This is a genomic window from Limnohabitans sp. Jir61 (genome assembly GCF_003063545.1).
Classification (GTDB): domain Bacteria; phylum Pseudomonadota; class Gammaproteobacteria; order Burkholderiales; family Burkholderiaceae_C; genus Limnohabitans.
In genome coordinates, this window is the sequence record NZ_NESD01000002.1 from 537,152 (window position 1) to 556,702 (window position 19,551).

Genomic DNA, 19,551 nt, shown 5'->3' on the forward strand with positions numbered 1-19,551 from the left:
AAATTGGGTTGCCCAGATATTAAGCAGACCAAAAAGAAATTTCTTGTTTATTTTTTCTATTATTTGAACGAAAATTCCATCATTAACTTAATTTGGAATTTAATTTCAATTAAATGATGCTTATGAAACAAGAATTTCTTGACGAGACCGATCTGAAACTGCTCGACGCCTTGCAGCACGACGCCACGCTGAGCAACGTGGCCTTGGCCGAGCGCTTCAAAATTTCGCCGCCCACCTGCTTGCGCCGCGTCAAGCGCCTGACCGACGAGGGCTGGATTGAGCGACAAATAGCGGTACTGAGTTCCGACAAATTAGGTGCTGCACTTGGTCACGGCTTGACGGCCTTGGTAGAAGTCACGCTCGATGCACAAGGTGCCGAACACCTTGACGCCTTTGAGCAACGCGCCGTGGCAGACGACGCCGTGCAGCAATGTTGGCGCGTGTCACCGGGGCCTGACTTTGTGTTGGTGGTGCAAGCGGCAGACATGCCCGACTATCTGGCCATCACGCAACGCCTGCTCACGCAGGATGCGAATGTGCGGAATGTGAAAGCGTTTTTTGCGACCAAGCGTGCGAAGTTCACCAGCACGTGGCCTGTGCTGCGCAACACATAAAAAAGGCAGCCTAGGCTGCCTTTTTCGTTTTATGCCTTTGGCTTTTTCTCAGGCCGCTTGTAGTTGGCAATGCTCACTTGCTTGCCACGCGCCACGCTCAGCGCGCCGGGCTCGGTACTCTTGGTGATGGTAGAGCCACCGCCCACTGTGCCGCCCGTGCCAATGGTGACGGGCGCGACCAACACACAGTTGCTACCCACATGCACATCGGCTTCGATGACGGTGCGGTGTTTGTTGGCCCCGTCGTAGTTGGCGGTGATGCTGCCTGCGCCGTAGTTGACGCGCTCGCCCACGGTGGCATCGCCCAAATAAGCCAAGTGATTGGCCTTTGCGCCTTTGGCTAGGGTGGAGTTTTTCACCTCCACAAAGTTGCCAATGTGCACCTCAGCCGCCAGTTGTGCGCCAGGGCGCAAGCGGGCGAATGGGCCGATCAATGCGCCCTCGCCCACGGTCACGCCCAGCTTTTCGCCATCGATGTGGGTGAAGGGGTGAATCACTGCGCCAGCTTCGATGGTGCAGTTAGCAATCACGCAGTTCGCGCCAATCTTCACGCCTTGGCCGAGTGACACATTGCCTTGGAAGATACAGTTCACATCAATCTCAACGTCTTGCGCGCAGCTCAAATGGCCGCGTACATCAAAGCGTGCGGGGTCGATGATGCGAACGCCGTCAGCCATGTAGGCGTGGGCTTGGCGCAGTTGAAACGCGCGCTCTAGCTCGGCCAATTGTGTGGGGCTGTTGACGCCCGCCACTTGCGCGGCATCTGAAATTTTGTGAGCCACCACCGGCACGCCATCGGCCTCGGCGAACTTGACCACATCGGTCAAATAAAACTCTTGTTGCGCGTTGTTGTTGTCCAAACGCGCCAGCCAAGGTTTGAGCAACTTGGCGGGCACAGCCATGATGCCGCTGTACACCTCGTTGATGGCCAATTGCTCTGCATTGGCATCTTTGTGCTCGACGATGGCGTGCACTTGGCCGCTGGGGCTGCGCACGATGCGGCCATAGCCTGTGGGGTCGGCAAAGTCGATGGTGAGGAGTGCGAGTTGTTTGCCATCGCACAAGTCCAGCAAAGCTTGCAGCGTGTCGGCTTGTGTCAACGGCACATCGCCTGACAGCACCACCACCACGCCGTCATCGGCCAACAAAGGCACGGTTTGTTGCACCGCATGGCCTGTGCCGAGTTGGGGCATTTGACGAGCAAATTGCAAGTGGTCAGTGGTGTTGGCCGCCAACAAAGCGGGTTCGACTTGCTCTGCACCGTGGCCTGTGATGACGATGGTGTGGCGGGCCTTCAGGGTGCGCGCCGTGTCGATCACGTGCTGCACCAAAGCCTTGCCTGCCAAACGGTGTAAAACCTTAGGCATACTGCTCTTCATACGGGTGCCTTTGCCGGCAGCCATGATCACCACATCCAAAGCTTTCATGTCATTCATCCTTATCTTGCGCAGAATTATCCGCCATGCATCCGTCTGGCTTGCACTCGCGGCGCTGATGACTTTGAGCGGCTGTAGCACCATCAAGGTGGTCTACAACAACAGCGACGATTTGATTTACTGGTGGCTCGATGGCTACGCCGATTTACAGGGTGAGCAAAAGCAGTTCACCCGTGATGCGCTGACCGATCTGCAGCGCTGGCATCGCCAACAGCAACTGACCGAGTACGTGGCTTTGCTCAAACGCATGCAAGCCATGGCCCCGAATGACATCACGCCCGCACAGGTATGTGCGATCACTGAGGACATGAAGATCAGCTTCACTGGCTTACTGCGACACATCGAGCCGGCATCTGCTCAACTGTCAAGCCAACTGAGTGCTGACCAACTACGTAGTGTGCGCAAGCGCTTCGACAAGACCAACAAGACGTGGAAAGAAGACTGGCTAGACCCAGACACCGAAGAACGGCTGCGCTATCGCACCAAGCAAGCCACCAGCCGACTCGAAGATTTTTATGGTCGCCTAGACAAGCCCCAACGCGATGCGCTGAACCAATGGCTTAGCACTTCCATCTTTGACCCAGCCTTGAGCTACGCCGAGCGCGAACGCCGCCAAGCCGACACCATGCAAACCTTGCAACGCATTTCACAAGAGGGCAACACGGCAAACAAACAAGAGCAAGCGCAAAGCTTGCTGCGGGGCTTGGTCGACCGCAGCTTTAACTCACCCAACGAGCGCTACCGAGCCTACAACCGTGAACTGTGGAATGAGAACTGTGCAGGCTTCGCCAAACTACACAACAGCACCACGCCAGCGCAACGCCTGCACATGTTGCAGACGCTTAAAGCTTACGAAGCAGACTTCAAAAGTTTGATGGCACTGAGATAGCCATGAGGCTTTAGCCCATGGGCCAAACAATACCGTTGTCGTTCAACAGGGCATCCAGCGGCATGTCATGGGGCTCTGGCATCAAGTCAGGCAAAAAGCCGTGGGTAAAGCCCAAACCTGCCGTGAAAGGCTTGGGTTGCAAGGTGGCCAAGGTGCGGTCATAAAAACCACCGCCATAGCCCAAGCGGAAGCCGCCTGGTCCGTAGCCAACGCAGGGCACAAACAACAAAGTGGGCACGATCACTTCGGTGTCTTTGGGCTTGGGGATGCCATAAGCATCTTCTTCCATCGGGCAGCCTGGGTACCACGCATGAAAGGTAAGTGTTTTATGCGCCTTATCGACCACGGGCAAACCAATGCGTCTGCGCTGCGGCTGGTCTGACAACTCGCCGTCTTCCTTCCAGCGGTGCAAGGCGGGCAGCGGGTCAAACTCGCCTTTGATGGGCCAGTAGGCACCCACCACGGTGTCAGGACGGTTGAACAACCAAATCCGCATCACGCGTTGCAACAGGTCGGCCCGTTCCAGCCTATCGGGCAAGTTCAAACGCTCTTCAATGAGCTGCTGGCGCAAGGTTTTTTTGTCCACAGATAATCAGTGCATGAATGTTCGAGTCATTGTGTCATTGTTTGCCAGCGTTTTCCTTGCGTTTGGTGCTGTTCAACCCAGTTTGGCTGCCAATGCGTCTAACAACGCACAGGCCGATGCCGTGATCACCGACATGGCCCAAGCCTTCAAGCGCGGCGACCGCAAACGCCTCACAGCCTTGCTGCCCCAAGCCAAAGGGCACTTGCTAGAGCCATGGGCTGCTTACTGGGAACTCAAAGCTCGACTAGACGAAGCCTCGCACCAAGAAGTGCGCGCTTTCTTTGCCCGCTACCCCGCCACATATCAAGAAGACCGCTTGCGCAACGACTGGCTTCTGCTCTTGGGCCAACGACGGGACTGGAGCACGCTGGCAGACGAACATCAGCACTACCGCATGCGCGACGACCGCGAGCTGCGCTGCTACTTCTTAACTGTGGAGCTGCTGGAAAAAGGCCCACACGCCAGCGCATCGATTGCCGACGAAGTGCGCAAAAACTGGATGGGCATGAAAGAGGCTGACGACGGCTGCACCTTGGCCGCTGACCGTCTGTACTTCACCAAGCAATTCACTGCGCTCGACATCTGGCGTAAAGCCCGCTTGATGGTGGAACACAACCGTCCACGCACTGCACGCAACGCTGTTCAAATCGTCGCCCCCGATGCAGCCAGCGTTGCACCTGAAGCCATCAACAACGCTGAGAAGTTTTTAGCCAAACACATTGCCGCACCACAAAAGGTGCGCCAAGAATTGGTGGTCCTTGCCCTCGTCAAAATAGCCTCGACTGACCCAGACAAAGCCGACAAGCTGATGCGCAACAAGTGGCAGCCTTACCTCACCACCGAGGAGCGCCACTGGGTGTGGGGCGTGATTGGTCGTCAATCGGCCATGCGCTTGGATGACGATGCCCTCACCCACTTTGCGCGCGTCGCGCACGACAAAGACTTGAACGACGACATGCTGGGCTGGAAAGCTCGCGCCGCACTGCGCGCGGGCAACACACCCAAGTGGCCTGTAGTCGAAAGCAGCATCGCCGCCATGAGTGCCGATGCACGCAAAGACCCAACTTGGATTTACTGGCACGCACGCGCCTTGTTGGCACGCAAAAAAGTGACGCCTCAAATTCAGCAAGATGCCAACGCAATGTTTGAAAGCATTGCCGGCGTACGTGGCTTTTATGAGCAACTCGCGCTGGAAGAACTGGGCCGCAAAGTCACCACGCCTGCACGCCCACCCGCCCCCACCGCCGAAGAGCTGGAAGTAGCCCGCCGCAACCCTTCTCTGCAACGCGCGCTCTACGCCATTGGCATGGGCTTACGCAGCGAAGGCGTGCGTGAATGGAACTATGCCACCAACCTCGTCGATGCCCAAGGCAAAGCCGGCATGATGAGCGACCGCGAATTGCTAGCTGCCGCACAACACGCCTGCGACAACCAAGTATGGGACCGTTGCATCAACACCAGCGAACGCACACGCGCAGCCATCGACTTTGAACAACGCTTCCCCATGCCACACAAAGACGCGGTCATTGCGCGTAGCAAAACCATCAACCTCGATCCCGCTTATGTATACGGCCTGATTCGCCAAGAAAGCCGCTTCGTCACTGACGCCCGCTCTGGCGTGGGTGCATCGGGACTGATGCAGGTGATGCCAGCCACCGCTAAATGGACAGCGCGGAAAATTGGTCTCTCAGGTTTCACCCCAGACCAAATCACCGACCGCGACACCAACATCGCCATTGGCACGGGTTACTTAAAACTGGTACTCGACAGCTTTGAAGGCTCCATGCCTTTAGCCGCAGGCGCATACAACGCAGGCCCTAGCCGCTCACGCCGCTGGCGTGCGCCCAACGACGGTACAGGCCCAGTGCTGGAAGGCGCGATCTGGGCCGAGAACGTGCCCTTCCACGAAACCCGCGACTATGTGAAGAAAGTACTGTCCAACACCACCAACTACGCGGCACTTATCACGGGGCAGCCGCAGTCGCTCAAATCCAAATTGGGGCTGGTGGGGCCGCGGTCGGCTTCCGCGCCGGCTGAAAACTTGGACCTGCCTTGATGATGTGATGGATTGCACTTAGCATAAAAAAAACGCCTTGCATACAAGGCGTTTTTTGGTATTTACTTGAATTAGAAGCGTGTACCTACAGAGAAGGTCAAGCCATCAGCCTTGACGCCATCTTTGCTGTAGAAACGCAAGTAGTCAATTTGACCGTACACATCTTTATTAAATTGTGTTTGCACGCCTGCGCCGAAAGCCACTGACGAGTCTGATGAAGAAACCGATGCACCATTCGCACTCAAATCCAGTTGGGACTTCGCCCAACCCAAGCGTGCAAATGCCTCTGTATCTTTCGCGATTTCCAGTTTTGGCTTCAAGAAGACGCCGTATGTTTGAGCTTTGATATCAACACCACGGTATGTATCTTTCGCAATTGTTGGTGCGAACATGCCTTCTACTGACAAGTTTTGATTGATGTCTTTACCCACCACAAAACGGATAAGTTGAGGCTTAAAAGTCAATGAACTATCGCCAATCGAGGTTGCTGTGTAGCCGACTTCACCATAGTAAGAAGAGCTTGTAGGTGCCTTCATTTGAGCACTAGCAACACCAGCGGTAGCAACCAACACCAATGAAGCCAACAAGCGGCTGATCGTTTTCATAAATATCCTTCTGTTTCAAAATTTGGCTAACTTGCCAAGGGTTAAAAATTACCTGCATCCGCAGGTAAGTAGCTCATGATTAATTCCTTAGAACTACAAAAGTTAGTGTAAACCCTTTGAATACTTATTAAGTACTATTTATTTGGAGTGCTTTTTTGCAGTCCCTAACAAATGCCCCTTATAAACACGGAATATTAGGGTTATCCCTATAATGGATTGATAGACACACCGACTGATAAATTTTTAAAGGCTCCTCATGACGACATTTATCAACCTCAGCTACAGCACCAAACACCCTGGTGTGGCTCGCTTAGAGCGCGCCTACGCTTTTGCACAAATCGTTGTACAGCGCCTGCAACAAGAAAGCACTTACGCTGCAGCCCTGCTGATGTTTGGCGCTTTAAGCTTGATCGCATCAATCTATGACATCGTGGATGCCTCACCAGAAGGTCAAGAATTGGGCGCTTGGGTGGTGCTTTGGACTGCGTTGTTCTTGGGCCTGTTTACGTTTGCCAAGTATTGCAAGCGCAAACTCGCTGGCTGGCTTGTGATCGAGCGTGAAGTTCGCATGTGGCACACGCCATTAACTGACTACCGCGTCATGGCTGACCTGTTAAACGCGAACAGCCGTCAACAGTAACGCCCTGAATCGGGCATGAATTGCCCTGATTTCAAAAAAGCACCGCTTAGTCGGTGCTTTTTCACATCTGCAGGACTTGAAATTCTCAGAGTTACCCTAAAATTAGCACTCAATGGTCGGGAGTGCTAACAACACCCTACCAGTGGCTTTATCGGCGTCCAGACTGTCTGGACGCTTTGCTTTCAAACCCTTAGCTCTTATTTGGAGATGCAATGAAACTTCGTCCTCTCGGCGACCGCGTGATCGTGAAACGTATCGACAGCGAAACAAAAACCGCTTCTGGCATCGTCATCCCTGATTCAGCTGCTGAAAAGCCAGATCAAGGTGAAGTCTTGGCCGTCGGACCAGGCAAGACCAATGACAAAGGCGACGTCAAAGCTTTGACCGTCAAAGTCGGCGACCGCGTGTTGTTCGGCAAGTACAGCGGCCAAACCGTCAAGGTGGCTGGTGACGAACTGTTGGTGATGAAAGAAGAAGACCTCTTCGCCGTCGTCGAATAAGTTCACGAATTCAGAAATTTAAGGAAATATCAAAATGGCAGCAAAAGACGTAATTTTCGGCGGCGAAGCCCGCGCACGCATGGTTGAAGGCGTGAACATTTTGGCCAACGCGGTCAAAGTGACTTTGGGCCCTAAGGGTCGTAACGTGGTGTTGGAGCGTTCTTTCGGCGCCCCTACCGTGACCAAAGACGGCGTGTCTGTGGCCAAAGAAATCGAACTCAAAGACAAGTTGCAAAACATGGGCGCTCAGATGGTCAAGGAAGTTGCTTCCAAGACGTCTGACAACGCTGGTGACGGCACAACAACCGCTACCGTGTTGGCTCAAGCCATCGTGCGCGAAGGCATGAAGTACGTTGCCGCTGGCATGAACCCCATGGACTTAAAGCGCGGTATCGACAAAGCTGTTGCAGCGTTGATCGAAGAGTTGAAGAAAGCCACCAAGGCCACCACAACCACCAAAGAAATCGCTCAAGTCGGTTCTATCTCTGCTAACAGCGACCACAGCATTGGCGAGATCATCGCTAACGCCATGGAAAAAGTGGGCAAAGAAGGCGTGATCACTGTGGAAGACGGCAAGTCTTTGAACAACGAACTCGACGTTGTGGAAGGCATGCAATTCGACCGCGGCTACCTGTCTCCTTACTTCATCAACAGCCCAGAGAAGCAAGCTGCTTTGTTGGACAACCCATTCGTGTTGTTGTTTGACAAGAAGATCAGCAACATCCGCGACTTGTTGCCAACCTTGGAAGCCGTTGCAAAAGCTGGCCGTCCTTTGTTGATCATTGCTGAAGAAGTCGAAGGCGAAGCCTTGGCTACTTTGGTGGTCAACACCATCCGTGGCATCTTGAAGGTTGTGGCTGTCAAGGCCCCAGGCTTCGGCGATCGTCGCAAAGCTATGTTGGAAGACATCGCTATCTTGACCGGCGGCAAAGTGATTGCCGAAGAAGTTGGCTTGACACTCGAAAAAGTGACTTTGGCTGACCTCGGCCAAGCCAAGCGCATCGAAGTGGGCAAAGAAAACACCATCATCATCGACGGCGCTGGTGCAGCTGCTGACATCGAAGCTCGCGTGAAACAAGTGCGCGTGCAAATCGAAGAAGCCACTTCTGACTACGACCGCGAAAAACTGCAAGAGCGCGTGGCCAAGTTGGCTGGCGGTGTTGCCGTGATCAAGGTGGGCGCTGCCACCGAAGTCGAGATGAAAGAAAAGAAAGCCCGCGTGGAAGATGCATTGCACGCCACTCGCGCTGCTGTGGAAGAAGGCATCGTTGCTGGTGGCGGCGTAGCTTTGCTACGTGCACGTCAAACAGCTGGCACCATCAAAGGTGACAACGCTGACCAAGACGCCGGTATCAAACTGGTGTTGAAAGCCATCGAAGCTCCATTGCGCGAAATCGTTTACAACGCTGGTGGCGAGCCATCCGTTGTGGTGAACGCTGTGTTGGCTGGCAAAGGCAACTACGGCTTCAACGCTGCGAACGACACCTACGGTGACATGATCGAAATGGGCATCTTGGACCCAACTAAAGTGACACGTACTGCTTTGCAAAACGCAGCGTCTGTTGCCTCTTTGATGTTGACCACCGAGTGCATGGTTTCAGAAGCACCAAAAGACGAAGCCGGCGGCGGCATGCCTGATATGGGTGGCATGGGCGGAATGGGTGGCATGGGCGGCATGGGCATGTAATACGTGCTCCTTGCCTGAGAGCACAGGGCGGCGTTGCAGCCGCTTGCCGTGGCGATGCCACTGTCAGCGCGCCAGCGCCTTGCCCTGCACTCTCATGCTGCGTCGGGATGCATTTTTTGCAGACTGACAGACCAATAAAAAAGCCCCGCACTGCGGGGCTTTTTTTCGTCTGAACAACTCTGTCGATGAATCTCTTTGATCGCCCAAAGCGTGAGCGACTGGCCTGCCCATTCGCTCACGCGCGTAGGCCAAAGCAGCCAGCCCAGCACAAACAAATCAGTGCATCAACGCCTCAAGCTTCACCGCATCCACACAGAAAGCGCGAATGCCTTCAGCCAGTTTCTCAGTAGCCATCGCATCTTCATTCATCGCGTAGCGGAAAGATGCCTCGGTGTGATGCACCTCTGGCAAGTCCAGCTGCAAGGCAGCAGAAGCGCTCAAGGCTTGCGTCAAAGGCTCGTTACTTGCACCCAATTGCGCCAGCAACTCAGGTGCAATGGTCAGCAAATCGCAGCCAGCCAAGGCGGTGATTTGGCCAACATTCCTAAAGCTCGCGCCCATCACCTCGGTTTGGATGCCGTGGCGTTTGTAGTGGTTATAGATCGCACGGACTGACTTCACGCCGGGGTCATTGGCATTGGCGTTGTCGGCCTCTACCCACGCTGCGCCAGCGGACTTTTTGTACCAGTCGTAAATGCGACCCACGAAGGGGGAAATGAGTTGCACCTTGGCATCGCCACACGCCACGGCTTGGGCGAACGAGAACAGCAAGGTGAGGTTGGTGCGAATGCCTTCACGCTCTAGCTCGGCAGCGGCTTGAATGCCTTCCCAAGTGGAAGCGATTTTGATGAGCACGCGCTCGCGCTTCACTCCCTGCGCCTCGTACAAGGCCATGATGCGCTTGGCACGCGCCACCGTGGCAGCTGTGTCAAAACTCAAACGGGCATCCACTTCGGTGGACACGCGACCTGGGATGGTGGCCAAGATCTCACAACCAAAACGTACCAACAAGCGGTCAATCTGCGCGTCCATCGGTTCGCTGCCGTGTGCAGCCACGGTGTCTTTGAGCAGGGGCAGGTATTCGGGCTTTTGCACCGCTTTGAGAATCAGCGATGGGTTGGTGGTCGCGTCTTGCGGCTGGAACTGAGCGAGTTGCTTGAAGTCGCCAGTGTCCGCCACGACGGTGGTGTATTGCTTGAGGGCGTCGAGTTGGTTCATGAGCCGAATTATGAGGTGTATCCGACGGACAAGGCCTATACCTAGGGGAATGGGATAATTTCAGCACTATGAAAATTTCGACACAACGCGCAATCGATCGCTGGGCAGGCCAAGCGTTGTGCGCCCTGCTTTCAGTCTGGTCCAAACTATTGGCGCTGTTAGCACCCAATGCCCGCCAACACCGCAATACCACGCCGCGCATTTTGGTGATTTTGTTGTCGGAAATGGGTTCCGTCGTGTTGGCCAAAGCCATGTTTGACCACCTCAAGGCCAAGCACCCAGACGCTGAGTTGCATGTGTTGCAGCTCAAAAAAAACCAAGGTGTGATGCGCTTGCTGGGCTTTGTACCGGAAGCTCATTTGCATTCGCTCGACGACTCATCGCTGGGCTCGTTGCTGCACGATCTATGGCACACCACGCGGAACCTGCGCGCCTTGCAACTGGATGGCGTGATCGACTGCGAGCTGTTCTCACGGATCAGCGCCTTGCTCAGCTACGCTTGCGGCGCCCGTGTGCGCGTGGGCTTTACCTCTCACACGCAAGAAGGTTTGTATCGCGGCAGTTTCATGAACGCGCCTGTGCCATACAACACCTACCAGCACATCAGCCTGCAATTTGTCGGGTTGGCCAAAGTGATAGAAGCTGCTTTGCAGTGGACATCTGCCCAACTGAAGGACACGTCCTCGCGTCCACTCACCCGCTTTGTACTCCCAGCCATTCAGCAAAGCTTGCCTCAACTGCCCGTGGATACAGCTGAACTACAAGCCTTTCAAGAGCGTTTGATGGCCGACTTTGGTAGTTTCATGGGTAACACCAAGCGCGTGTTGCTGTACGTGAGTGGCGGTGCACTGCCCATCCGTGCGTGGCCCGAAGACAGTTACATCGCGCTGGCCAAAACACTGATTGCCAATGGCTGCGCCGTTGGCGTGATTGGCTTACCCGAAGACACTCCTCAAGCTCAGCGCGTGCTGCACGCTGTGAGCCACCCACTGTGCATTGGCCTGACGGGTTACACGCGTAACCTACGCGAGCTGCTGATGCTGTTTCACAACGCCGAGTTGTTGGTGACCAACGATGGCGGCCCCGGCCACTTTGCGAGCTTGACACCGATAGATGTGATCGCCTTCTTTGGCCCAGAAACTGGCCGTTTGTATGGCCCCATTAGCGAACGCGCCACCGTACTTGAATCTGGCATGGCTTGCTCGCCTTGCCTCACAGCCTACAACCATCGCGATAGCTTTTGCGACGGTGACAACCAGTGCCTCAAAGTCATCACGGTAGCTGAAGTTGAAAAACTGGTCCTGCACAAACTGCAACTAATTTAAATGACCACACACACATTGGCTGACAACAGCCCGTCCATCGTGCAAACCATGTTGGCGCGTTGGCGCTATATCAAGTTTGGTTTGGTGGGGGCCAGCGGCACGGTGGTCAACTTGGCGGTGTTGTACTTGTGCCAAGAGTTTTTATTGGGATCTATCGCTTCTGACGAGCAGCGTTTGTATGCCTCGCTCGCCATTGCGATTTTGTTGGCCACAGTCAACAACTTTGCATGGAACCGTCTGTGGACATGGCGCGACCGCCAAGCCGAGTTTCATGGTGGCATTGCCACGCAATTTGTGCGTTATGGACTCGCCTCTTGGTTGGGCACAAGCGTGCAATACATCTTGACGCTGTGGCTTGCGCAACATCTGCACTACTTGCTAGGCAACGTGCTTGCTATCGTGTTGGCCAGCGTCATCAACTACTTTGCCAATGATTGGTGGACCTTCAAAGGCAACCCTCGCGAGGTGTCGGACGACGAGCGCACACAACGCTACCAAAGCATCACCCTCGGTTTGCTAGTGTTGGCTGTGTTGGTTTACATGTTTGACCTAGGCGGCGAAAACATTCCGCGCAACGGCGACGAGTTGGTTTACACCCACATTGCTTTCAAGACATGGCTGCAAGCACAAAGCACAGGGACATGGTTGCCTTTAGCCTCTGAGCTTGACCACATGCGCAACACCAAACCACCGCTGCTGTTTTGGCAAGCGATGGTTGTGCCGTGGCTGGGCCTCGATTGGAAACTGCTGTGGCTTCGCGTTCCCAGCCTGCTTTACACGTTCGCGAATACAACACTGGTCGTCTGGGCCTCCCGCGCCTTGGCCAATGACTGGCTGCGCCAGAAAACCGAGCCAACGCCTTTTCCCAAAGTTCTGAATGCCAATACCTTGGGGTGGATGGCTGGCTTGATCTTCTTGGGGTGCTTTAGCACCTACCGCTATGGCCGCCCATACTTGACCAGTGCGATTGAAACCTTCTGGATGAATCTACCGTTTTGGTGGCTGCTATGCCAAGTGCTGCGTGCGCGTAACCAAGGCATACAAGGCGGCCAGTTCAAACCTGCGCACAGTGTGTTTGTCGTGGCCAGCATCAGCTGGGGCATGGTGGCTTTGTACAAATCATTTGTGCTGATTGCGCCATTGGCAGCAACGCTCTTTGTGAGTCTGTGTTGGTTCAACCACGCGGCTTGGCGTACATGGTTTGTGCGCGTGACGTTGAGCACCCTCTTTGCATTGGGCTTGTTCGCCCTGTGGTTTGTGGTTGACCCCGATCCGATGGGTGTGTGGCGTGAATTTGTGGTGGGTGAGAACTGGGGCAAGGTCAGCGCAGGAGGGCCAAGTTATTTGCACACCGCATTTGTCGGCGGCTTCAGCATTTGGGTGCAAGCCTTGGGCTTGATGCAAAACGGAGCCATGCTCGGCCCACTGATCTTTGGCGTTGCTGTTTGGGGCTTATTCCAAATGCGCCCCGCTTGGCGTGCTCGCTTAGGTGGCGTTGTACAACCACAAGCTGTGCTCTGGATTTATGTGCTGTTGCTGAGCGTGTTCTTCATGGTGCCGAGCCAACGATCTGCACGTTACCTGATTCCCCTCATGCCTGTGATGAGCGTTTTATGTGCCATCTGGTTATGGCGTTTGCCACAGTGGGCACAGCGCACTGCAATGGGTTTAGGCACGGTGTTTAGCTTATTAGGGCTTGGCTTCTTGGGATTATTCTTGTGGGCAGGTTGGCGCATTGACCTGTACCCACTTTGGGGCCGACTCGGACTGCTATTGATCTTGGCTTTGCAAGTGCTGGCCTTGCTGCGTTTGTTTGGCACGCTGCTCTCACGCGCAGGCGCGCAATCTATACAAGCTAGCTGGATTTGGTTATTTGGTTTGGTACTCAGCCTATTTGCATGGTTTGGCATGCTCTGTGCGCCGCTGCACACTGCATCAAACACCTATGCGCCAGAGGTGGTGGCGCAATTGCAAGGCGCCAAGCTGGCAACGCCTAGCAACTTCAATGGTGACTTTGAACGTTGGCGCTTTTTGATTCCAGGCATCGGCAACATTACGCCTTACATGGACCATGAACCCAACGAAGACGCAGACATTGCAAAACGTCTAAAAACTGACGATGCAGTGGTGGTTCATCGCTATTGGCAAGAAGCCGCGCCTGATTGCGAAAAAGCCGAATGCCAAATCTTGGCGCAACGCATTGGTTTGCGTGGCCGTCACCCTGCGGGTGAAATCAACCTCAAGAGTTTGCAAACGCCAGAGCGCGTGATGTTCTGGCGCGAATACTTGCTGGTGAAGAAGCCTTAAGCAAGGCGTAACGCACGCCACGTGCGCCATAGCTGCACATGCAAGGCCAGCCACACAAACGGGTCTAGCAAGGCATCCCAGGCATTGCCTGTGGGCAAGCGCAGCAACACATAAGCAGCCAACACAGCAGTAGCGCTGAGCGCCCAACGCTTGGGCGGCTGCGCCCAATACATCACAGCGGCTGTGATAGCCAGCACCAGCCATAAGCCTGCAGATTCAAACCCCAGCGCATACAACTGTGGATTAAAAAATGCTGGCCAGTAGTTCAAGGTGTCCAGCACCAACGCCCAACCCAAAACCACCCCTAAAAAAGCCACAGGCATAGGCGTCGTCGTCAGGGCCTTACGCAGCTGAAGCGCATCCGTCCAGCACCACACAGCCCAGGCAAACAACACCAAGCTCGGCGTCTGGAATGCCAACGCCAAGTAGCTCGCCAGCTTAAGTTGTGGCAACAACACCAACACACCCAACACCGCAGCAATCCACAGCTTGAACTTGAGTCGGCAAGCCAGCCGCAACACCACGGCAGACATCACAACAGCCCAAGACAGCGCGACCCATACAGGTAACAACACGGATGCGGGCAACATCGCATGAGTCATCTCGAACCAACTCATGACTTACTCCCGACGCATCGCAATTGTTTAAACGCAATGGATTTGCGCATGTGGGTGTAGCTCAACCACACATCAGGATGCGTGGGTTGATTGGCGAATCCTTGGGGCACTTCAATCAAGGTGGGATACGAGTATTCGTCAGCCTTCACGCCATCGATCAGCGTGCGTGTGGTCCAAGACAGTGGTTGATTGGCAGAGGTGCTGAGCAACAACACCTCACGACCACGACCTGCAGGGTTATGCGCCAGCATCAAACCGCCCGAAGACAAGTGCAAAGCAGCAATCGACGCGCCAGGGTTAGAGAGCGATAAGTTGCCAACATCTTGCCAATGCGCACCCGCATCCAAGGTTTCAGAGTGCGCAACCATTTCAGTAGGGCTGTAGTCACGCAAGAAGGCTGACCAATGTGTGGGCGAATGTGCCACCAAGGTGGGCTGTAACACCTCGCGACGTTGCGTGATGCGGGTGATGCTTTGCATCTCACCCTGTGCATTCAAACGCACAGCCACGCCATACTTGATGCCAATTTCAAAATACAAAGGCAACACTGCACCGCCATCGTTCAAGGCCAGCGGTACAGTGCGCACCAAGGTACTGGTGTTGAACGCTGGCACCAAGGCCGTGAGCGGCAAGGTGCGCACCACCTTGAATTGCATAGGAGTTTGCTCTGTTAAATGCACCACACGTGAGGCCGCCCAACCACCCAAGCCAGTGGCCACCACAAACAAATGCAGGCGGCCTGCAGCATCGGCCCAAGCCACGGGGTTACCAATACGGCGGATTTGAATGCCAAGGTCTTTGCCCACGGCGTGGCGATTGACCACCCATTGCGGCGCATCCCACGTTTGCGTGTTGCGATCAAACGTGGACGAGGCAATTTGCACATCCGCTCCGCTTTCGCGTGTGCCCGCGAACCAAAAAGCAGCCAAGGCTTTTTGTGAATTCAAAGGGTGGGAAATAGGAAAAGTGACCAAGCTACTGGCATGCGCTGCAGGCACGCCTTCGGGCATAGGGATGAGGCCTTCGCGCACGATGCTAAAGCTGGCACAGGCTTGCGCCTCTGTTGAGACATCAGGCACGACAGCCGCGACCGCAGGGCTAGGTAACGATTGATAGCGTAAACCGACATCACACAAGGCCACAACAAGCAGCAATACAAGGCCAAGGCGAGAGGGTGTCAACATGTAAAAATTCTAACCACTCAAGGTTTTTTCATTCGCACTACAGTTCAAGCATGCAACAACCCATAGTTAAGAAAATTTTGATCCTCGGTGGCAGCGGCTTTGTAGGCCGCCATGTGTGCTCGCGTCTGAGCCTGCAACACCACCAAATCACCGTGCCGACGAGACGCCTGCCTGCACGCCACATCCAAATGATGCCCGGCGTGACTGTGGTGCAAGCCGATGTGAATGTTGCCCACCAACTGCAAGCCTTGGTGCATGGCCACGATGTGGTGATCAACCTCATCGCCATCTTGCACGGCACAGAAGAAGAATTCACCCACGCCCACGTCACCCTGCCCGCCAACTTGGCACGCGCGTGCCAAGCCGAAAACGTCACGCGCCTCATCCACATCAGTGCTTTAGGTGCAGATGTGCACGGGCCCTCCATGTACCAACGCAGCAAGGCGCGTGGTGAGTTGGCTCTGCTTTCTGCTGCTGAAAAAGAGCCTCTGGGTTTGACGCTGGTGCGCCCCAGCGTGATTTTTGGCAAAGACGACCAGTTCATCAACCTGTTTGCCAAGTTGCAAAAGGTCTTCCCCGTCATGCCACTGGCCGGGGCTCACACACGTTTTCAGCCGGTGTGGGTGCACGATGTGGCGCAAGCCATCGTGCATTGCGTCAACACCTCAAGCACCGAAGGCCAGGTGTATGAACTTTGCGGTCCAGACATCCTGACATTGACTGAACTGGTACAACTCGCAGGCCGTTGGGTAGGCAAAGAACGCCCTGTTATCTCACTGCCTTATGCCATCGGTTGGCTGCAAGCGCTTTTGATGGAGTTCGCACCTGGCCCCACGCTGATGAGCCGAGACAACTTGGATTCCATGAAGGTCAACAACATTGCCAGCGGCCACACGCAAGGTCTGCGCGCACTCGGCGTGTCTGAACCCAAATCCATCAAACGCTTGTTTATCCCGGGGCATTGATGAAAACCTACTTGGTCGGCGGTGTAGTGCGCGATGCCCTAATGGGCGTTGCCGGGTCTGACCGCGACTGGGTGGTGGTTGGCGGCACGCCCGAGGCTTTAGTGGAACAGGGCTACCAGCCTGTGGGCAAAGACTTTCCGGTGTTCTTGCACCCAGACACACACGAGGAATATGCCCTCGCCCGCACCGAACGCAAAACCGCGCGCGGCTATCACGGGTTTGCTGTGCATGCATCACCCGATGTGACGCTAGAAGAAGACCTGGCCCGACGTGACCTGACCATCAACGCCATCGCGCAAGACGAACACGGCCAGCGCACTGACCCCTATGGCGGAGAACGCGACATCGCCGCCAAGGTGCTGCGCCACGTGACCGAGGCCTTCCGCGAAGACCCTGTGCGCATTCTGCGCTTGGCACGCTTTGCGGCGCGCTTTCCTGATTTCACCGTGGCACCTGAGACGATGACGCTCATGCGTGAGATGGTGGCCGAAGGTGAGGTAGACGCCTTGGTGAGCGAACGCGTGTGGCAAGAGCTGTCTCGCGGCTTGATGGGTGCGAAGCCCTCACGCATGCTACAAGTGCTGCGCGAATGCGGTGCTTTGCAACGTTTGCTGCCTGAAGTGGACAAGCTTTACGGCGTGCCGCAACGCGCCGAGTACCACCCCGAAATTGACACCGGCATCCACCTAGAAATGGTGCTTGATACGTCAGCGCGCGTGAATGCGCCACTCGAAGTGCGCTTTGCCTGCCTGTGTCACGACCTCGGCAAAGGCACGACCCCTGCCGACGTATTGCCCCGCCACATCGGCCACGAACAGCGCAGCGAAAAACTCACCCGCGCACTCTGCACCCGTTGGCGCGTGCCGGTGGAATGCAAAGAACTGGCTGAACTTGTGGCGCGTGAACACGGCAACATCCATCAGAGCTTGGGCTTTGGTGCTGAAGCTGTGTTGCGTTTGTTGGTGCGTTGCGATGCGCTGCGTCGACCTGAGCGGTTTTTGCTGGCTCTGCAAGCGTGTAAATGTGATGCGCGTGGACGTTTGGGCAAAGAGGACGAGGCTTATGCACAGGGGCCTCGCTTGGCTTTGCTGTTGAAGGCGGCTCAGTCGGTGGACGGTGCGGCTATCAGTTCGCAGGCTTTGGCTGAAGGGCTCACAGGACCAGCTGTGGGGGCACGTATGGATGCAGCGCGGTTGAAGGCTGTTGCTGCTGCGCTTTGAAAGCTGCGGGGTTGTTTGGCGTGGTGCGGAAAGTGGGGCGCATCGAAACGGCATGGGCGGTAACCGCTCTGCTCCGCCGTCGCTTCGCACCTAATGTCGCTGCCGCGGCCACCACCCGTGCCGCTTCGCTGCTTTGGGCTAACCTAGTTTTGTGTTTCACGTACGCATGTCCGCAGGAAATACCGAAGTAACTCCCCGCGTTTCGTATTAATCCCACAAACACGCGCGTCAAGCGGAGTTGGGTGTGCCTGCGGCAGCGACATCTAGCCGCTTCAGCGGCGTAGGAGCAGAGCAGGTACACCCAACTCTGCTTGACACAGGGGGGGAGTCCGCAAACAACTACAAAACCTTAGAGATGCCCGCGCACACGAGACTAAGAATGATCGTAGAAGCGAGAGGAATAAATATCTCGCGCCCAAAAATTTTGAACCGAATATCCCCAGGCAAACGCCCAAAGCCTAGCTTTTGAAGCCAAGGCGTGACCGCGTTGATCAGCAACAGCGCTAAGAAAACAACAATGAGCCAGCGTGTCATAAAGCAGCTTACAGCACGTAAGTGCGGTCACCTTGCGCAAAGCCTATCGGCTCCCACTCGGTCGTGCCAAAAGCCACCACTTTGAACAGCTCGCCCATTTCGTGCTCGGTGATCAGCTTTTGCGCCATGCTCTTTTCGTCGAGTGGCGCATCCACCAACGGGGGCAGCAAGCCGCAGTTGATGAGGAAATGCGCTTGGGTGGTGTAGCCCAACACACTCAGGCCTGCGTCTTGTGCGGCCAGTGCCACGCCCGTGAAGTTCACGTGCGCGGTGATGTCTTTGCGGCCCACATCAGCCAGCGGATCTGAATCTGCTTTGTGCAACTGGTGGCACATCAGCGTGCCCATGCTGCGCTGGGGGTGGAAGTATTCGCTCTCGGGAAAACCGTAATCGATCAAAAAAGCCGCGCCGCCTTTGCCCGTGGCTGCCTCGCCTGCTTTGAAACGGTCGGCCAACGTGGCCACAAAGGCTTCGGCTTGGCTGTGAATTTCGGTCAGGTAATCGTGTTCGCCTGGCACGTCCATGGGAGGACGCAGATCGGTCACGCGGTCTTCCCATTGCAATGGTGAAGCAGCATCCGCATTCCAAATCACGCCGCGCTCATGCCACACACCGCTTTTACGCACCAGCAGCTGCACAGGCATGGCATCGAGCACCTCGTTGCCCACCACCACACCACTCAGCTGCTCGGGCAAGGCATCCACCCACTGCACTTTGTGTGCATGGACTTTCAGTGTGTCTTGTTGACGCTCACGCAAGCTGCCCGACAAATCGACGATGGTGTAGCGCTTCACGCTGTCGCCAAGGCTATCGAGCAGTTGCAAGGCCAAAGCGCCAGAGCCTGCACCAAACTCCCACAGCTCGTCAGTGCCCGTGACTTGCAAGGCTTCGGCCACTTGGTGGGCCAGCGTGCGGCCAAAGTGTTTGGACATTTCGGGGGCGGTGGCAAAGTCGCTACCGCTTTCGGGCGTCAGGCCAAATTTGCGCAAGCTGTTGGCGTAGTAGCCCATGCCAGGGGCGTAGAGGGCAAGCGCCATGAAGTGGTCAAAGCCCAGCCAGCCGCCTGCATTGGCGATGCTGCGCTGAATAAGCGTGTACAAAGCCTGTTGGCCCGGGTCGTTGGATAATTGGGGGGTAATCATTGGGTGCAGATCGTAACTCGACCCAA

The 19,551-nt window shown here is 55.5% G+C and carries 18 protein-coding genes; 10 read left to right on the plus strand and 8 right to left on the minus strand.

Annotation, left to right across the window (positions count from 1 at the left end):
• Positions 1-122 precede the first annotated feature (122 nt).
• On the plus strand, positions 123-614 hold the full coding sequence (locus tag B9Z35_RS08945; RefSeq protein WP_108283334.1) for an Lrp/AsnC family transcriptional regulator: 492 nt from the start codon (positions 123-125) through the stop codon (positions 612-614).
• Positions 615-643: 29 nt separating this feature from the next.
• On the opposite strand, the gene glmU is transcribed toward B9Z35_RS08945, so the two are convergent.
• The gene (gene glmU / locus B9Z35_RS08950; RefSeq protein ID WP_370444119.1) at positions 644-2,050 is read right to left on the minus strand and encodes a bifunctional UDP-N-acetylglucosamine diphosphorylase/glucosamine-1-phosphate N-acetyltransferase GlmU; all 1,407 of its coding nucleotides are present in this window, start codon (positions 2,048-2,050) and stop codon (positions 644-646) included.
• Here glmU and B9Z35_RS08955 point away from each other — a divergent pair.
• Positions 2,040-2,939, plus strand: a complete 900-nt coding sequence (locus B9Z35_RS08955; RefSeq protein ID WP_146178983.1) for a DUF6279 family lipoprotein — start codon at positions 2,040-2,042, stop codon at positions 2,937-2,939. The two genes, glmU and B9Z35_RS08955, sit on opposite strands and share 11 nt — an antisense overlap.
• A 10-nt stretch (positions 2,940-2,949) precedes the next feature.
• Here the strand turns inward: B9Z35_RS08955 and B9Z35_RS08960 are convergent, their stop codons facing one another.
• Entirely contained in the window at positions 2,950-3,525 is a 576-nt protein-coding gene (locus tag B9Z35_RS08960; RefSeq protein ID WP_108283337.1) for a 5-formyltetrahydrofolate cyclo-ligase, read from the minus strand.
• Positions 3,526-3,538: 13 nt separating this feature from the next.
• Between B9Z35_RS08960 and B9Z35_RS08965 the strand changes: the two genes are divergently transcribed.
• On the plus strand, positions 3,539-5,581 hold the full coding sequence (locus B9Z35_RS08965; protein WP_108283338.1) for a lytic transglycosylase domain-containing protein: 2,043 nt from the start codon (positions 3,539-3,541) through the stop codon (positions 5,579-5,581).
• Positions 5,582-5,652: 71 nt separating this feature from the next.
• Here the strand turns inward: B9Z35_RS08965 and B9Z35_RS08970 are convergent, their stop codons facing one another.
• Positions 5,653-6,186, minus strand: coding sequence for a porin family protein (locus tag B9Z35_RS08970; protein ID WP_108283339.1), 534 nt, complete (start codon positions 6,184-6,186; stop codon positions 5,653-5,655).
• Positions 6,187-6,442: 256 nt separating this feature from the next.
• On the opposite strand from B9Z35_RS08970, the gene B9Z35_RS08975 reads away from it, so the two are divergent.
• The 3 genes from B9Z35_RS08975 (at position 6,443) to groL (ending at position 9,013) form a co-directional block, all read left to right on the plus strand.
• The gene (locus B9Z35_RS08975) at positions 6,443-6,826 is read left to right on the plus strand and encodes a hypothetical protein (RefSeq protein ID WP_108283340.1); all 384 of its coding nucleotides are present in this window, start codon (positions 6,443-6,445) and stop codon (positions 6,824-6,826) included.
• Between the two features lie 212 nt (positions 6,827-7,038).
• Complete coding sequence (gene groES, locus B9Z35_RS08980; protein WP_108283341.1) at positions 7,039-7,326, plus strand: co-chaperone GroES; 288 nt, start codon at positions 7,039-7,041, stop codon at positions 7,324-7,326.
• Between the two features lie 34 nt (positions 7,327-7,360).
• On the plus strand, positions 7,361-9,013 hold the full coding sequence (gene groL / locus B9Z35_RS08985) for a chaperonin GroEL (protein ID WP_108283342.1): 1,653 nt from the start codon (positions 7,361-7,363) through the stop codon (positions 9,011-9,013).
• 276 nt (positions 9,014-9,289) lie between these two features.
• On the opposite strand, the gene tal is transcribed toward groL, so the two are convergent.
• Positions 9,290-10,231, minus strand: a complete 942-nt coding sequence (tal, locus tag B9Z35_RS08995) for a transaldolase (protein ID WP_108283344.1) — start codon at positions 10,229-10,231, stop codon at positions 9,290-9,292.
• Positions 10,232-10,299: 68 nt separating this feature from the next.
• On the opposite strand from tal, the gene B9Z35_RS09000 reads away from it, so the two are divergent.
• Together B9Z35_RS09000 and B9Z35_RS09005 are read left to right on the plus strand one after the other, a co-directional pair.
• Positions 10,300-11,556, plus strand: a complete 1,257-nt coding sequence (locus B9Z35_RS09000; protein WP_108283345.1) for a glycosyltransferase family 9 protein — start codon at positions 10,300-10,302, stop codon at positions 11,554-11,556.
• Complete coding sequence (locus B9Z35_RS09005; RefSeq protein WP_108283346.1) at positions 11,557-13,863, plus strand: GtrA family protein; 2,307 nt, start codon at positions 11,557-11,559, stop codon at positions 13,861-13,863.
• On the opposite strand, the gene B9Z35_RS09010 is transcribed toward B9Z35_RS09005, so the two are convergent.
• A complete protein-coding gene (locus B9Z35_RS09010) occupies positions 13,860-14,480 on the minus strand; it encodes a hypothetical protein (protein WP_108283347.1) in 621 nt (206 codons plus the stop codon). The genes B9Z35_RS09005 and B9Z35_RS09010 overlap by 4 nt on opposite strands.
• On the minus strand, positions 14,477-15,664 hold the full coding sequence (locus B9Z35_RS09015) for a sialidase family protein (RefSeq protein ID WP_108283348.1): 1,188 nt from the start codon (positions 15,662-15,664) through the stop codon (positions 14,477-14,479). Before B9Z35_RS09015 ends, B9Z35_RS09010 begins: the two co-directional genes overlap by 4 nt.
• A 50-nt stretch (positions 15,665-15,714) precedes the next feature.
• Here B9Z35_RS09015 and B9Z35_RS09020 point away from each other — a divergent pair, with 50 nt between their 5' ends.
• Positions 15,715-16,629 carry a complex I NDUFA9 subunit family protein gene (locus tag B9Z35_RS09020; protein ID WP_108283349.1) on the plus strand — a complete coding sequence of 305 codons (915 nt, stop codon included), beginning with the start codon at positions 15,715-15,717 and terminating at the stop codon, positions 16,627-16,629.
• Complete coding sequence (locus B9Z35_RS09025) at positions 16,629-17,849, plus strand: multifunctional CCA addition/repair protein (protein ID WP_108283350.1); 1,221 nt, start codon at positions 16,629-16,631, stop codon at positions 17,847-17,849. Before B9Z35_RS09020 ends, B9Z35_RS09025 begins: the two co-directional genes overlap by 1 nt.
• A gap of 339 nt (positions 17,850-18,188) precedes the next feature.
• Here the strand turns inward: B9Z35_RS09025 and B9Z35_RS09030 are convergent, their stop codons facing one another.
• Together B9Z35_RS09030 and B9Z35_RS09035 are read right to left on the minus strand one after the other, a co-directional pair.
• A complete protein-coding gene (locus B9Z35_RS09030; protein WP_108283351.1) occupies positions 18,189-18,383 on the minus strand; it encodes a DUF2905 domain-containing protein in 195 nt (64 codons plus the stop codon).
• An 8-nt stretch (positions 18,384-18,391) separates the two neighbouring features.
• Positions 18,392-19,525, minus strand: a complete 1,134-nt coding sequence (locus B9Z35_RS09035; RefSeq protein WP_108283352.1) for a class I SAM-dependent methyltransferase — start codon at positions 19,523-19,525, stop codon at positions 18,392-18,394.
• Positions 19,526-19,551 lie beyond the last annotated feature (26 nt).